The sequence below is a fragment of the Streptomyces sp. NPDC007945 genome (assembly GCF_042958885.1).
In the GTDB taxonomy this organism is placed as follows: Bacteria; Actinomycetota; Actinomycetes; order Streptomycetales; family Streptomycetaceae; genus Streptomyces.
Genome location: NZ_JBIBJV010000004.1, coordinates 295,078 through 310,082, shown reverse-complemented (window position 1 = coordinate 310,082; position 15,005 = coordinate 295,078). Strand labels below are relative to the sequence as shown.

The window sequence follows — 15,005 nt, the reverse complement described above, 5'->3', positions numbered from 1 at the left end:
GGCGTCGGGCCGGGCCCCGCCCCCCGGGCGGATGTCAGGACCAGGGCCCGCGGACGAGGAAGGAGGCCTGCCCGGCGAAGGCCGGCGTGCCGTCGGACCCGTCGAGCCAGATCCCCGCGTCGCGGTGGCGGAGGACGGAGCCGGGGTAGTTGTGCGCGTGCAGGGTCACCGATCCCGGGGCGGCCCCGGGGCGCGGGCAGAAGGTCGCGTCCTCCCGGAAGAGCGCGCTGCCGTCGTCGGCGCTCAGCCGCAGCCGGAGGTAGTGGTGGCGCAGATACCGGCCGTCCGCGGCACGGAAGGTGACGCAGCGTGCGTCGGCCAGCCCGGCCACGACCGTGAGGGTGCCGCGTCGCCGGTCCTGCGCACCGCTGGACGCGGAGATCCGTCCGAGCGTGGCGAGGTCACCGGCGGAGGTGACGAACAGTCCGGGTCGGTCCAGGGACTCCAGCGACCGCGCGCCCAACGGGACCGTGCCCGGGGCGGCGGACGGAGTCGCGGGGGCCGACGCGTCGGGAGCGGCGGTGCCCGAGGGACTCGGCGCGGCGGAGCGCGAGGGGACACCGGTGGCCGTGCGCGTCGGGAGCGGCGCGGGGGTGCGCGTCGGGACCGGCGCGGCGGTGCCGGGCGTGGGCGCTGCGGCCACGGCGGGCCCGCGCGGTGCGGGTTCGGGCCAGGTCACGTAGGCCGCGGTCCCGGCGATGAGCACGGCGCCGGCGGCGATGCCCACCAGGGGGTGAGCGGTCACCGCGTGGAGTTTGCCGAGGAGCGTGCCGTACGTTCCGCTTCCGCCCGTCGCCGTGCCGACGGCGGCGGCGACCGGCCCGGTGGCCAGGCCGGCGGCGCTCGCGGCGGAGCCCGACAGCAGGCCCTTGGCCACGAGCGCGGAGACCAGTCCGGCCGGGACGGCCAGCGTCGCGAGGCCGAGGGGCAGGAGTTCGGCCGGGACCCGCCCGGTCGTCGCGGGCGCGCAGACGGGGCAGTCCCGGGTGTGCCGGGCCATCCGCTTGCGCCAGACCGAGGTGCGGAGGCCGTCCCACCCGGTCACGGTCTCCTCGAACCCCGGACAGCGCGGGTCGGCCTCCAGGGAGGCGACGATCGTCCGGCACAGTTCCAGCTGCTCGCGCATGCGTTGCAGGCGGACCCCGACGTGGGCGACCGTGAGTCCGGTCGCGGCGGCGATGTCCTCGCGGCTCAGCAGACCGGCGCACTCCTGCCACCAGAGCGACAGCATCGTGCGATGGTCCGGGTCGAGCCACCGAGCGGCCTCGACGACCCGTCGCCGCTCGTCCGAGACGTGGAGGCGCAGGAGGGCGACGTCCACGGGTTCGGCGCCGGCGTCGGGTATCCGGCTCGCCTCCTCGATGACCGTGGTGCGCTCGGCGAGGGCGTGCTTGCGGTGCAGGTGCGTGTTGATCTGGCGGAGCGTGATCGACACGATCCAGGACCGGAAGCTCTCGGGGGCGCGTACGGTGGGCAGGTCGCGCACCACGCGCAGCAGGGTCTCCTGGACGACGTCGTCGATGTCGGCGTGACCGTTCAGCGCCCGCCCGACGATGTTGTAGACGAGCGGCAGGTACGCGGCGATCAGTTCCTCGCGCGCCCGGTCGTCACCGGCCCGCGCCGCGACGACCAGTTCCGCGTGATCCACGTCGATGAGCCCCATTCCCGCCTTCTCCAGGGAAACGATCCGCCGAGCACGGCGGCATGTCTTGAAGTCGGCAAAGATATACGGCCGGGCGCCGTGCCCCGCTCGGCGGGCCGCCGGCCGCGGTCGGATCGGGCCCGCGCCCTCTCCGGCGGAGAGGGCGCGGGCCGTGGTGGGCCCGGCGGGACGGCCGGGGGCCGTCCCGCCGGAGGGCGTCAGCGCTGCAGCGTCAGCAGGCCCGGGCGGTAGGGCCACTGGCCGTAGTCACCGCCGGAGTTGGGGTCGCGGCCCTGGTAGAGGAAGCGCAGGTTGCAGGGGTCGACCGTGAAGGTCTGGTCGGCGCTGGTGCGGATCAGCTCGCCGTGGCTGATGTCGTTGGTCCAGGTGGCGCCGCTGTTGGCCTTGCCGGCGAAGGGGTTGCTCTCGGTGGCCGCCTGGGGCGTCCAGGTGCCGTTCAGGCTGGTGGCCGTGAACGAGCGGAAGTAGCGGCCCTGGGAGCCGATCGCCTCGACGATCATGAGGTAGCGGTCCTGGCCCTGGAGCTTGTAGACCTGCGGGGCCTCGAACAGGTTGTTCGTCGTGTCGCTCATGATCGTCGTGTACGACGAGCCGAAGCTGGACGGGAAGTTCCCGATCGGCATGCTCGCCCGGTAGATCCTGCCGTTGTCACCGGCGAAGAACAGGTACATGTTCCGGTCGTCGGCGATCAGGGTCTGGTCGATGGGGCCCGTGCCGGAGCCGGTGATGGATCCGGAGAAGAGCTCCTGCTCCGCCGACCAGCCGTTCGGGTTGGTCGGGTCGGTCGACGTCCGGTACGAGAAGGCGGTCCTGCCCCACTGGTAGGCGAGCACCCAGATGTTCTTCGGCGCGAAGTAGAAGAGGGTGGGGGCGACGACCGACGTCGACATCGTGTTCTGGGACGCCGAGGCCATCTCGGACCAGTTGGTGAACGGGCTGAAGTTCATCGAGCCCCAGCCCGCGCCCGTGCCGGCAGCTCCGTGCGTGGTCGCGTAGACGAGGTGCCGGCCGTTGTAGGGGGCGACGGTGAAGTCCTTCAGCGAGGCCCATCCGGCCTTGGGCTGCGCCAGCGCGCCCGTCGACGACCAGCGGTACGTCGAGGGGAGGGCACAGGTGCCGGGGGTGCCGCCGCCGGCGACCTTGACGAGCTGCCACTGCTGGTTGGCGCCGCCCCAGTCGTCGTACTGGACGACGTTCGCGCCGTCGGCGGTGGACGCGCCCTGGACCTCCAGGGCCTTGCCGCTGTGGCGGGCGACGAGCCGGACGTGGCCGTCCGGGCTGTCGGCGAGCCGCCACTGCTGGTTGGTGCCGTTCAGGTCGGTCCACTGGACGACCGCGCCGCCGTTGGCGGTGGAGAGGTTGTGGACGTCCAGGACCTTGCCGGAGTGACGGGACTTGACGCGGTAGTAGCCGTCGCCGGAGGCGACGAACTGCCACTGCTGCTGGTTCTGGTCGTTCCTGGTCCACTGGGTGATGCGGGCGCCGTCGCCGGTCGCGAGGTTGTGGACGTCCAGGGCCTTGCCGCTGTTGCGGTTGACCAGGACGTACCAGGCGTTGGTGTCGACGGTCGCCGCGACGGCGGGCGGGGCCGTGAGGAGGGTGGCCCCCAGCAGCAGGGACGACAGGACCGCGAGGACGAGCCCCAGGACCAGGGGCGGGCGGCGGAATCTCATCGGGAGATCTCCTTCGGGGTAGGGGGTTGGGGTGTGTCCGACGAGCCGCGCGGCGGCGGCGCCGGAGGGTCGGGGTCGGGGACCGGGGCGGGGACGGCGTAGGGATGGAGGAGGCCGCACATGCCGAAGCCCGGTTCCTCCGGACGTTCCAGCCGGGCCACCTCGCCGTGGTCGAGGTGGGAGAGGTCTCCGGCGCGGAGTGCCGCCAGTTGGGAGCCGGTCGCGAGGGTCGCCGTCAGCGGGCCGTCGCGCCAGCGGACCCACCAGACGTCCAGGAGGTCCCGCTTCAGCCGGTGGGCCGCGGCGTGGAACTCCGGCAGCCCGCCGTCGCGCAGGGCCAGGAAGCCCTCGACCGCCAGGTCGCGGCGGCGGCGCGCCGCGGCGGCGTGGTCGCCGGTCAGGGTGGCCGCCGCCCGGTAGGCCTCGGGGTCGGCGAGGACGGCCGGGGGGAAGGTGAGGACGGCGTCGCCCGCCTCGGGGAGCCCGCTGTTCTGCATGAGCACCACGAGGCGCAGTCCGCCGGCGTCGACGAGACGGTGGATCGTGCCGGGGGTGAACCGGACGACGTCCCCGGGGCGCAGCGGCGTGTCGGCGAAGCCGGAGGTGGTGAGGGTCTGGACGCTGCCCTCGCCGGCGATGACGACGTACGCCTCCGAGCAGACGAGGTGCATGTGGGGGGTGCCGCCGCGCAGCCCGTCGGCGGCCTCCCAGTCGTACACGGTCAGCGCGGAGACCCCCACGGCGCCGGGGAGGGGGCTCACCACGGGTGTTCCTGGATGTGGCGGGAGAGGCGGGCGGGGGTCCACGCGCCGCTGGCGACGACGATCCGGTAGCGGCGCGCCAGGGTGGCTCCCGGGGCCAGCGGCAGTTCCTCGTCGAAGGCCAGGGACGGGTTGACGGCGGGGATGGGCTCGCTGCGGACGAACCAGCGGCCCGGGGCGGCGGGATCGTCGAGGAACAGGAGCGTGGAGGCGCGGTCGACCTCGTCGTGCCTGCCGACGAAGGCCAGCCAGTCGCCCTCCTCCCCCATCGCGGGGCCGATCACCTCGCCGCCGGTGAAGTCGCGCGGGCCCCGCCAGAACAGGCCGGTGTATCCGGCGAGTTCCCTGCCCTGGGTGCCCGGGCTGCCGAACACCAGCGGGGTGTCGCGGACGTTGGTGAGCGCGGTGGTGACCTCCAGGGTCCAGGAGTCGGCCGCGACGTCGCACGCGGTCAGGGTGCGGCGTTCGTCGAGCCAGTGCTCCCCGGCCATGGTGTGCCAGGCCAGGTCCTCGGTGATCCGCGCGCGGTCGTGCTCCGTCTCGGCGGACACGGCGAGGCTGCGCATGGTGCCGAGGTTCGGCAGGTCCACGTAGCCCCGGCCCCGCAGGTAGGTGCCGCCGCCCCAGAAGTTCTGGCCCGACACCCACGACGCCGTGAACTGGACGCCCTTGTGCCACCGGTGGTCGTGCGGCCGGTATCCGGTGACCGTGTCGCCGGCGAGCGTGCGGACCGGATGCAGGTAGGGCTTGGGCGCCTCGAAGGGGTCCATGACCGGTTGGTGCACGTACCGGAAGAGGTCGACACCGCGCGCCCCGACGGTCAAGGAGTCTTTCTCCTCCCGGAGTTCGAACGTCATCGGAACACCTCCGGGCGGCCGCCGTGGAGGGAGCCGTAGAACGGGTCGGCCGGGTCGATCTCGCCGCGCCCGACGGGGCGGCCGGTGATCGCGGCCTTGTACAGGGCGGTGACCAGTTCCATCGTGGGGCGGCCGAGGTCGGGCCTGGTGCCCGCCTCGTACGCGTCGAGGAAGGCGGCGAGCTGGGCGGTGTGCGAGCTGGGCAGGTCGTCGGGCGGCTCCCACGTCGCCCCCGGCGACCTGGCGGTGAACGTCCAGTCCGCGTTGGAGTAGCCGTAGAGGTGCCGGAGTTCGACCGTGGCGTCGGTGAGGTCGAAGCGCAGGTAGCTCTCCTCGCGCGGGGAGAGGACGCTGTTGACGACGGTCGTGAGGGCTCCGTTCTCGAAGCGGACCAGGGCCGCGGAGACGTCCTCGGTCTGGACGTCGCGCTCCAGACGGCCGGCCATCGCGCGGACCTCGGCCCACGGTCCGAGGACGTCCAGCATCAGGTCCATCTGGTGGATGCCGTGGCCCAGGGTCGGGCCGCCGCCCTCGCTCCCCCAGGTGCCGCGCCAGGGCACGTCGTAGTAGGCGTCGTCGCGGTACCAGGCGGTGACGCACTGGGCGACCAGGGGACGGCCCAGGGTTCCGGCGGCGATCCGGTCGCGCAGGTGCCGGGCGCCCGAGCCGTACCGGTGCTGGAACACCGCTCCCGCGGCGGCGGGGCCCTCGGCGGCCTGGATCCGGTCGAACTCGGCCAGCGACAGGGCCACGGGCTTCTCGCACCACACCCACGCCCCCGACTCCAGGCAGGCCACGGCCTGTTCGGCGTGGAGGAACGGCGGCGTGCACAGGTGCACGACGTCGGGCCGCTGCTCGCGGAGCATGGTGCGGAGGTCGGTGTGGACGGCGGGGATGCCGTGCTCGGCCGCGAAGGCCTCGGCGCGCAGGGCGTCCACGTCGACGGCCGCCACGATCTCGGCGCGGTGCGCCTGTGCCCGGAGGGCCGGGACGTGGCAGATGCCGGCGATCCCGCCCGTTCCGACGATCGCCGTCCTGATCATCCGCCGAGCACCTTCCGGATCGCGTGGTAGGCGGGCTTGGGCGCCAGGTTCTCGTCGTAGGGCAGGGCGGCGCCCTCACCGGGGAAGACGGAGGGGATCCACGAGTACTTGTCGGTGTAGTCCCAGATGGTGACGCCGACGCACTTCCGGACCTCCAGGCAGGCCTTGACGTAGTCGGCGTACCAGGTGGCCTGGGTGGCGAGCTTCTCCGGGGTGGCGGGCAGGTTCATGCGGATGTCGAGCTCGGTGACCGCGACCTCGACGCCGAGGTCGGCGAAGCGCTGCATGTTCTGGCGGACGTCGGCGGGGAAGCCGTACTGGAGCGCCAGGTGGCCCTGGATGCCGAAGCCCTCCACCGGGACGCCGTCGGCCTTCAGCTGCTTGATGAGGGCGTGGTAGGCGTCGCTCTTGGGGCCGATCCCGTCGACGTTGTAGTCGTTGAGGTAGAGCTTGGCGTGCGAGTCGACCTCGTGGGCCCAGCGCAGGGCGTCGGCGATGTAGCCGGGGCCGAGGGTCTTGTAGAAGAGCGACTCGCGGTAGGTGCCGTCCTCGTTGAAGGCCTCGTTGACGACGTCCCAGTGGATGACCTGGCCCTTGTAGTGCCGGACGACGGTCTGGATGTGGTTCTTGAGGACGGCGCGCAGTTCGTCGGCGGTCCAGGTGCGCTCGGTGAGCCAGGCGGGGAGCTGGCTGTGCCAGACGAGGGTGTGGCCGCGGACCTTCTGGTGGTGGGCCTTGGCGAACGCCACGACCTCGTCGCCCGCGGTGAAGTCGAAGACTCCGGGCTCGGGTTCGGTGGCGTACCACTTCATGGCGTTGCCGGGGGTGGTCTGGCCGAATTCGCTGCCGAGGAGCTTCAGGTAGGCGGCGTCCGTGAACTCGGGGTTGTCGGTGGCGGAGCCGAAGTATTTGTGGTGCTTCTTGGCGAGTTCGGCGAGCGTCTTCGGGCGGGGCTCGGCGGTCGCGGGCGTCGCGGCGAGGCCGGCCGCGAGGCAGACGGCGGCGGAGAGGGCGACGAGATGCCGGGACAGGGGCATGGAGGGCTCCTGGGGTGGTGGGTTCAGTCGAGGACGATGGTGGTGAGCGCGCGGGGCGCGAGCGTGGCGGTGAGGGTGGTGCCGTGGGTGGCGGCGACCGCGGCGGGCGTGATCGAGCGGGTCTCGTCGGTGACGTAGGCGTCGGGGTGGCGGTCGTGGCGGTCGTGGCCGCCGCGCAGCGTGAAGGCGGCGGAGGTCTCGGTGGTGGCGGTGTTGAGGATCTCGATGACGCGGCTTCCGTCGGTGTTGCGGAAGGCCGTGACCTGGAGGGCCGGGTCGGCGTGGGTGACCGGTACGCGGACGGCGCCGGGGCGGATGAAGCGGCTGAAGGCGGCCAGCGCCCAGTACCGCTTGGACACCCGGTAGTCGTCGCCGGGGTCGGCGAGCCGGATGAGTCCCCGGGTCGCCCCGAGGGACGCGCCGGTCCAGTAGACGTAGGCGTTGGCGTTGCCGACGGTCAGGGTGTTCTGGATGTCGGCGGCGACGGCGAGGCCGTCGTAGCCGCTGCCGTCGTCCCAGTTCTCGTTCCAGGTGGTGCCGTCGGGTGACCACTCCGACATCCACACGTGCTTGTCGGTGGGCTGCGGGACCGTGGTGGGGCCGCTGTAGCGGTGGCCGGTGACGGTCGTTACGGCCTTGTCGGCGGCGGGGTCCGCCTCGATGGCCTCGGTGTAGGCGACCTGCCGGTCCCAGCCGGCGGCGTCGCAGCAGACCAGTCGCGTCTTCAGGCCGGAGGCGCGGACGGTCGGCCCGAGGACCTTGAGGAAGTCGACGGCCTGCTGGGGGGTGAAGCGCATGGAGGCGTACGTCGCCGTCCAGTCGGGTTCGTTGGTGAATCCCAGGTCGGTGATCCCGATGCCCTCCCGCTGGTAGAACTTCGCGTACTGGACGAGGTAGTTCGCGTACGCCTGGCGCCATTCGGGCCGCAGCTCGCCGCCGTCGTTCTCGCTGTCGTTGGTCTTCATGAAGGCGGGTGCGCTCCAGGCGTCGGCGAAGAACCGCTCGACGCCGTACGCCTTGGCCTCCTTGGCGAGCCAGACCTGGCCGCCGTCCCAGCCGTCCCAGACGTACGACGGAGCGGCGTCCGGACCGCCGGGGTCCTTCGGCAGGATCGTCGGCATGTGGTCGTAGACCCGGTCGGTCGAGGAGCCGATGCCGAGGCGCAGGATGGACAGTCCGGCGCCCTTCTCCTTGCTGAGCAGCAGGTCGAGCACCTCGCGCCGTTTCACGGGGCCGAGGCCACGGGCGCCGTGCAGCAGGTCGGCCCGCTGGAAGGCCATGGAGAAGCCGAATCCGTCGATGGGCTGGAGCGCGCCGCGGAAGTCGACGGTGGCGCGGGCGGTGGCGGCGGGAGCCGGCGGGTCGGCCGACGCGGCCTGCGTTGTTAGCGCTAACAATATGACGGTCGTCAGTGCGGTCAGACGTTTCACGGGGTCTCCTGGGAGGGGGGACGGGGAGCGGGTCAGCCCTTGGTGGCACCGGCGGTGAGGCCGCCGATCAGCTGCCGTTCGGCGACGGCGTAGAAGGCGAGGGCGGGAACCATGGCGAGCACGATGTACGCGAGGACGAGCGCGTAGTCGGTCGAGTACTGGCCCTGGAACTGCTGGACGCCGACCGGGATCGTCTGCCACTTCGGGTCGTTGAACACCAGCAGCGGCAGGAAGAAGTTGTTCCAGCTCGCGACGATCGCCAGGACGGACACCGTGCCGAGCGCCGGCCGTGCCATCGGCAGCAGGATCTTCCAGAAGAAGCGGAGCTTGCCGCAGCCGTCCATGACGGCGGCCTCCTCGATCTCCGCCGGGATGGTCCGGAAGAAGCCGCGCAGGATGATGATCGTCATCGGGAGCCCGAAGGCCGCCTGCGGCAGGACGACCCCGAGCGGGTTGTCGAGCAGGCCGAAGGTGCGCAGCATGAGGAAGAGCGGAAGGACGGCCACGGCGAACGGGAACATCAGCCCGATCGTGAACAGCCCGTAGAACAGCTCCCGGCCGCGGAAGGCGTAGCGGGCCAGGACGAACGCCGCCATCGCGGAGGCCGCCACCGTGCAGAACGTGGTGCCGATCGCGATGCCCGCGCTGTTGGCGATCTGCCGCCAGAACATCCCGTCGCCGAGGATGCCGGTGTAGTTGCCGACCTTCCACTCGTCCGGCAGCCCGAACGGGTTGCTGGTGAGCTCGCCGGTGCTCTTGAACCCGGAGATCACCGCGTAGACCAGCGGGACGGCGACGAACGCGCCGATCAGCCAGATCACGCCGTGCAGCGAGAGGCCGCGGGCCGTACGACGGGCGTTCACCGGCCGCCTCCCGTGGTGACCGCCCCGTCGAGGTCGCGGCGGAGCACGTAGCGCTGGTAGAAGAGGGAGAAGACCAGGCTGATCATGAAGAGGACCACGCTGATGGCGCTGGCGTAGCCGACCTGGTAGCGCTTGAACCCGAACTGGAACATCGCGATCGCCATCGTCTCGGAGGAGTGGTTGGGCCCGCCGGCGGTCATCACCCAGACGAGGTCGAAGAGCTGGATGGAGCCGATGACCGAGAGGAAGACGCTGATCCGGACGGTCGGACCGAGCAGCGGCAGGGTCACGTGCCGGAAGCGCTGCCAGGGGCCGGCGCCGTCGAGGGAGGCGGCCTCCATGATCTCGGCGGGGATGCCCTGCAGTCCGGCCAGGAAGAGCATCATGTGGAAGCCGAAGTACTTCCAGATCATGACCACGAAGAGGGTCGGCATGACCGTCGACGGGTCGGCGAGCCACTTGCCCTGCAGCCCCTCCAGGCCGAGGAGGCCCGCGAGGTGGTCGGCCATGCCGGCGCCGGGCAGGAAGATCATCGTGAAGAGGACGGCCGTGACCACCTCGGACAGGATGTACGGGGCGAAGAACAGCATCCGGTAGACGGCGCGGCCCCGCAGCCTCTGGTTGAGCAGGACCGCGGTGAACAGCGCGAACGGCAGCTGCACGGTGACCGACAGGACGATCAGGTACAGCCCGCGCCCCAGGTCGCCGAGGAAGACCCGGTCGTCGAAGAGCCTGGTGTAGTTCGCGAAGCCGACGAAGTCGTCCAGGGGGCCGATACCGCCCCACTTGTAGAAGCCGGTGAGGACGGCGACGACGATCGGCGCGAGGACGAAGACGAGGAAGAGGACCAGGGCCGGGACGAGGAACCAGGCGATCGAGGCCCATTCCCGCCACCCGCGCGGCGAGTGCCGGCCCGGGGCGGGCGGGCGGGGTGCCGGCACGGCGTCCTCCGTCCGCTCCTTCGTCAGGGTGGGCACGGAGCTAGGCACTCTTCGCAGCCTCGGTGATCGAAGCGGTGACCTGCTCGGGCGTCTTCTCGCCCGCGATGAGGTCGGCGACGCTGTCGTTGACCTCCTGGCCGACCGCCGGCGGATAGGCCTGGTCGAGGAAGAGCTGGAAGCCCGTCGCCTTGGCCAGGCTGGCGGCCACCACCTTCTTGTTCGCGTCGGTGAGCCCGCTCTCCGCGCCCTTCACCACCGGCAGGTAGCCGTTGGAGGCGAGCAGCTTGGCCTGGTTGTCCAGGACGAAGAACCGGAGGAAGTCCAGCGCCTCCTTCGGGGCCCCCTTGCGCAGTGCGAAACCGCCGCCGCCGCCGAACACCTCGGTCGCCTTCCCGACGCCTCCGTCGACCGTGGGGAAGGGGAAGAACCCGAGGTCCGCTCCGAGGTCGGCGCCGGCGTCCTTCTGCACCGAGGGGCCCCACTGCCCCATCAGCTCCATGGCCGCCTTGCCGTTGCCCATGGTCGCCGCCTGGCCTCCGGGGGTGGCGTAGCCGGCGCCGAGGAAGGACGGCTGGAAGGGCTGGAGGTCGACCAGCTCCTTGAGGTGGACGCCCGCCTGGACGAACCCGGCTCCGGTGAAGTCCTTGCCGGTGGCGGCCTGTTGCAGCGCCGGGAGGCCGGCGACGCGCATCGCGAGGTAGGCCCAGTAGTAGTGGCCCGGCCACTTCTCCTTGCCGGCGAGGGCGATCGGGGTGATGCCGGCCGCCTTGAGCTTCCCGACGGCGTCGAGGAGCTCGGCCCAGGTGGCGGGCGGCGCGGTGATCCCGGCCCGGGCGAAGAGCTTCTTGTTGTACCAGAAGCCGACCATGCCGATGTCGTACGGAACCCCGTAGGTGCGGCCCTCGATCCGGTAGGCCTCCAGCGAGACCGTGGTGAGCTCGGACGACCAGTCGAGGACGTCGGTGAGGTCCTCGACGAGCCCCGCGTCCACCTGCTGCCGCAGCACGCCGCCGCCCCAGGTCTGGAAGACGTCCGGGAGCTTCCCGGACGAAGTGGTCGCCGTCAGCTTGGACTTGAACGCCTCGTTCTCCAACGAGGTCGTGTGGATGGCGACGTTCGGGTGAGCGGACGTGTACGCGGCGGAGATCTCCGGGAAGAGGGACTTGCCGGGCTCGGTGGTGGCGATGTTCCACCAGTCGAACGACACCTTGCCGTCGGCGGACGTGCCGTCGGTCCCGTCGGCCCCGCAGGCCGCGGTCAGGGAGACGGACAGGGCGGTCAAGCCCGTGAGCGCCAGGAAGCTACGTCGGCTCGTGAGGGTGCTGGCCATGGGACCTCCGGGACGGGGAATGCCGGGGCGGGCGTGCCGAAACTTTTTCGAAATACTCTCGAATTCTGCGCTGCCACAAACTAGGAACGTAAGGCTAATCGGTCAAGACCCCGTGCCAATTTCTTTGCTTCCCCCCGCTGTTCGCAGGGTTGACAAGCCGTCGAACCGCCCGGAAACTCATCGAAAGTTTGCGATACCCGTCGGCCGAAGGCATCCGCGCAGAGGAGAGAAGTTGAGCGAGCAGCGCCCGACCCTGGCCGTCATCGCCGCGGAGGCGGGGGTTTCCCAGGCCACCGTGTCCAAAGTGATCAACGGCCGCTCCGATGTCGCCCCCTCGACGCGCGAACGGATCGAGGGGCTGCTGCAGGCGCACAACTACCTCCCGCCCGGGCGGCAGGGCAGAGGCCGCAGATCGGGTCTCGTCGACCTGATCATCGGCGGTCTGGACAGCGCGTGGGCGGTGGAGATCCTGCGGGGCGTCGAGGCCGAGTGCGCCCGGCGGAGCGTCGCCACCGTCGTCTCGCTCGTCCCGCCCGGCGAGACCTCGCCGACCGGCTGGACCGCCCTGCCGGCCCTGCACCACAGCGACGGCGTCATCCTCGTCACCGCCTCGGTCACCCCGTCCCAGCGCGCCCAGGTCGAGCGGACCGGGGCCGCGCTGGTCGTCATCGACCCGATCGACCTGCCGGGCAACGGCGTGCCGAGCGTCGGGGCGACCAACTGGGCCGGCGGCCTCGCCGCCACCGAACACCTGCTGGAGCTCGGGCACCGCCGGATCGCCGCGATCGGCGGACGCAAGGAGATGCTCTGCAGCCAGGCCCGGATCGACGGGTACCGGGCGGCTCTGGAGCGGGCCGGCGTCGACGTCGACCGCGACCTGATCCGCTTCGGCGACTTCCAGCACGAGGGCGGCTTCCGGTGCGCCCAGGAGCTGCTCGCCCTCCCCGAGCCGCCGACCGCCGTCTTCGCCGGCAGCGACCAGCAGGCGATGGGCGTCTACGAGGCCGCGAGGCAGGGCGGACTGAGCATCCCCCGGGACCTCAGTGTGATCGGCTTCGACGACCTGCCGATGTGCGACTGGCTGTCGCCGCCGCTGACGACGGTGCGTCAGCCGCTGGAGGAGATGGGTCGGGTCGCCGCCCGCACCCTCTTCCAGCTCATGGACGGCCAGCCCCTGGTCAGCCCCCGGATGGAGCTCTCGACCGAACTCAAGGTCCGGCTCTCCACCGCCCCGCCTCGTCCCTAGGAGCATCCCTTGAACGAGCACCGGCGCACCCCCCTCCCGCCCCCGCCCGGGCGTGGCGCCTTCGCTCCGCACACCCTCACGGACACCCCGGCCGACCCCACGCCGGGCTCCGTACGACCGGCGTTCGGCCCCGCACCGACACCCGTCCGCCCCCGACCCGGCCCCGCGCGAGGCTCCGTTCGGCCCCGGCCCGGCCCCGCGCCGGACTGCGCACCCTCCAGGCCCGGCCCTGCGCGGGGCTCCGTTCGGCCCCGGCTCGGCCCGGCACCGGCCGGCGCACCCTCCAGGCCCGGCCCCGCGCGGGGCTCCGCCGCCCGGCCCCGACTCGGCCCCGGACCGGCCTGCGCACCGCCCCTGGTCGATCACCCGCCGGTCCCCCCGGGCCCTCCGGTCGGCCACCCAAAGGCCGATGTCGTTCCCGTCCCGTGAGCGCGTCCTTCGGCGAGCCCGTGCTGCCGGGGTTCCGGCCCGACCCGTCCGTCTGCCGGGTGGGGTCGGACTACTACCTGGTGACGTCCAGCTTCGAGTGGTTCCCGGGCCTTCCCGTCTTCCACAGCCGTGATCTCGTGCACTGGCGCCGCGTCGGCTCCGCGCTCGACCGTCCGTCCCAGCTCGACCTCGACGGGTGCGGACCCTCGCGCGGCCTGTTCGCGCCCACGATCCGCCACCACGACGGGGAGTTCCACCTCGTCTGCACGCTGATGGACGGCCCCGGCCACTTCGTCGTCACGGCGACCGACCCGGCGGGGCCGTGGTCGGAGCCGAGGTGGCTGGAGGGGGACGGCTTCGACCCGTCGCTCTTCTTCGACGACGGCGATGACGGCGACCACGGCACGCGCCGCGACCGCGCGGGCACGGGCGGAGAGGGCGAGGGCCGCGGCCGCGCCTGGTTCACCGCCGCCCGCGTCCTGGACGAGGCCGCCGGCCGCACCGAGATCTGGATGCGCGAGTACCTCCCCCGCGAACGGCGGCTCACCGGCCCCGAACACGTCCTCTGGTCGGGAAGCCGGGCGGACGCCCGATGGCCGGAGGCACCGCACCTCTACCGGATCGACGGCTCCTACCTCCTCCTCACCGCGGAAGGCGGCACCGAGGCCGACCACAGCGTCGTCGCCGCCCGCGCTCCCCGCGTCACGGGCCCGTACGCGGGCGCCCCCGGCAATCCCGTGCTGCCCCCCGCCGCGGGCCCGGTCACCTGCACCGGTCACGCCGACCTCGTGCGGACCCCCGAAGGCGACTGGCGGGCCGTCCTCCTCGGCGTCCGCCCGGGCTCCGCCCTCGGACGCGAGACCTTCCTCGCCGAGGTGACCTGGCGCGACGGCCGGCCGGTCTTCTCCCCCGTCACCCTGGAAGACGTCCCTCCCCGTCCTCCCCTCCACGACGACTTCTCTGTCCTCTCCGCGGACTGGAGCTGCCTGCGCACCCCGCGCACGCCGTTCTGGACCACCGGCGACGGACTCCGGCTCCGGCTCCGGCCGGAACGCCTCGGCGAACGCGGCACCCCGTCCCTCCTGGTCCGGCCACAGGAGCAGCCCGACTGCGACGCGTCCACCGAGCTGCACTTCGCCCCCGCGGCGCCGCACGAGGAGGCCGGCCTCGCCGTCGTCCTGGACGACGACGCCCACCTCCTCCTGGTGCGCACGGCGGAGGGCCTCCTCCTGCGGCGCGGCCCCGGCGTCCTGGCCCGGACCGGGCTGTCCCCCGGCCCCGTGCGTCTGGGGGTCCGGGTCCGCGGTCTCACCCACACCTTCGCCCACGCGGGACCGGACGGCGCCTGGCGGGACCTGGCCACGGTCGAAGCCGACTTCCTCATCCCGCTGTTCACCGGCGTCCAGGTCGGTCTCTACGCCACGTCGCACGGGCGCCCTTCCACCCGCGACGCCCGTTTCGCGTGGTTCGACCTCAGCTATCCGCATCCGCGGAATTCTTCGGGTCGGTAGCGGCGCCGACGGTCGGCGCATTCGCGGGCATTTCTCCCCACCGACCGTGAGCATTCGGCGCGCTCCAGGATTCCGCGTGTCCTGTGCGGCGAAATCTTTCGTCACAGGAATTCCGAAACATCCTCGAAACCGTTGACATGCCCCTGCCGTATTTCCAGACTGATTTCCGAGGCGGCTCGACTTTCTTCGCCGCCACCACGGTGTCGTTCCTCGAATCCCGC

The 15,005-nt window shown here is 72.1% G+C and carries 12 protein-coding genes; 2 read left to right on the top strand and 10 right to left on the bottom strand.

Annotation, left to right across the window (positions count from 1 at the left end; all coding sequences use genetic code 11):
• Window positions 1–34: 34 nt before the first annotated feature.
• The 10 genes from ACFZCF_RS15550 to ACFZCF_RS15505 all read right to left on the bottom strand — a co-directional run bounded on the left by ACFZCF_RS15550 (window position 35) and on the right by ACFZCF_RS15505 (window position 11,598).
• Window positions 35–1,663: a sigma-70 family RNA polymerase sigma factor gene (locus ACFZCF_RS15550; protein ID WP_391286868.1), complete on the bottom strand. Its 1,629-nt coding sequence runs from the start codon at window positions 1,661–1,663 to the stop codon at window positions 35–37.
• Between the two features lie 197 nt (window positions 1,664–1,860).
• A complete protein-coding gene (locus tag ACFZCF_RS15545; RefSeq protein WP_391286867.1) occupies window positions 1,861–3,336 on the bottom strand; it encodes a non-reducing end alpha-L-arabinofuranosidase family hydrolase in 1,476 nt (491 codons plus the stop codon).
• Window positions 3,333–4,097: a cupin domain-containing protein gene (locus tag ACFZCF_RS15540; protein WP_391287091.1), complete on the bottom strand. Its 765-nt coding sequence runs from the start codon at window positions 4,095–4,097 to the stop codon at window positions 3,333–3,335. The genes ACFZCF_RS15545 and ACFZCF_RS15540 overlap by 4 nt, the downstream gene beginning before the upstream one ends.
• On the bottom strand, window positions 4,094–4,954 hold the full coding sequence (locus ACFZCF_RS15535; protein ID WP_391286866.1) for a DUF6807 family protein: 861 nt from the start codon (window positions 4,952–4,954) through the stop codon (window positions 4,094–4,096). Before ACFZCF_RS15535 ends, ACFZCF_RS15540 begins: the two co-directional genes overlap by 4 nt.
• Window positions 4,951–5,997: a Gfo/Idh/MocA family oxidoreductase gene (locus tag ACFZCF_RS15530; protein WP_391286865.1), complete on the bottom strand. Its 1,047-nt coding sequence runs from the start codon at window positions 5,995–5,997 to the stop codon at window positions 4,951–4,953. Before ACFZCF_RS15530 ends, ACFZCF_RS15535 begins: the two co-directional genes overlap by 4 nt.
• The gene (locus tag ACFZCF_RS15525) at window positions 5,994–7,034 is read right to left on the bottom strand and encodes an endo-1,4-beta-xylanase (RefSeq protein WP_391286864.1); all 1,041 of its coding nucleotides are present in this window, start codon (window positions 7,032–7,034) and stop codon (window positions 5,994–5,996) included. The genes ACFZCF_RS15530 and ACFZCF_RS15525 overlap by 4 nt, the downstream gene beginning before the upstream one ends.
• Before the next feature lie 23 nt (window positions 7,035–7,057).
• Complete coding sequence (locus ACFZCF_RS15520; RefSeq protein ID WP_391286863.1) at window positions 7,058–8,464, bottom strand: glycoside hydrolase; 1,407 nt, start codon at window positions 8,462–8,464, stop codon at window positions 7,058–7,060.
• A gap of 32 nt (window positions 8,465–8,496) precedes the next feature.
• Window positions 8,497–9,327, bottom strand: coding sequence for a carbohydrate ABC transporter permease (locus ACFZCF_RS15515; protein WP_388447678.1), 831 nt, complete (start codon window positions 9,325–9,327; stop codon window positions 8,497–8,499).
• Window positions 9,324–10,304, bottom strand: a complete 981-nt coding sequence (locus ACFZCF_RS15510; protein ID WP_388447680.1) for a carbohydrate ABC transporter permease — start codon at window positions 10,302–10,304, stop codon at window positions 9,324–9,326. Before ACFZCF_RS15510 ends, ACFZCF_RS15515 begins: the two co-directional genes overlap by 4 nt.
• A gap of 4 nt (window positions 10,305–10,308) precedes the next feature.
• Entirely contained in the window at window positions 10,309–11,598 is a 1,290-nt protein-coding gene (locus ACFZCF_RS15505; RefSeq protein WP_391286862.1) for an extracellular solute-binding protein, read from the bottom strand.
• 232 nt (window positions 11,599–11,830) lie between these two features.
• Here ACFZCF_RS15505 and ACFZCF_RS15500 point away from each other — a divergent pair, with 232 nt between their 5' ends.
• Together ACFZCF_RS15500 and ACFZCF_RS15495 are read left to right on the top strand one after the other, a co-directional pair.
• Window positions 11,831–12,844, top strand: coding sequence for a LacI family DNA-binding transcriptional regulator (locus tag ACFZCF_RS15500; RefSeq protein ID WP_388447683.1), 1,014 nt, complete (start codon window positions 11,831–11,833; stop codon window positions 12,842–12,844).
• A gap of 425 nt (window positions 12,845–13,269) precedes the next feature.
• Window positions 13,270–14,784, top strand: a complete 1,515-nt coding sequence (locus ACFZCF_RS15495; protein WP_391286861.1) for a family 43 glycosylhydrolase — start codon at window positions 13,270–13,272, stop codon at window positions 14,782–14,784.
• Window positions 14,785–15,005 lie beyond the last annotated feature (221 nt).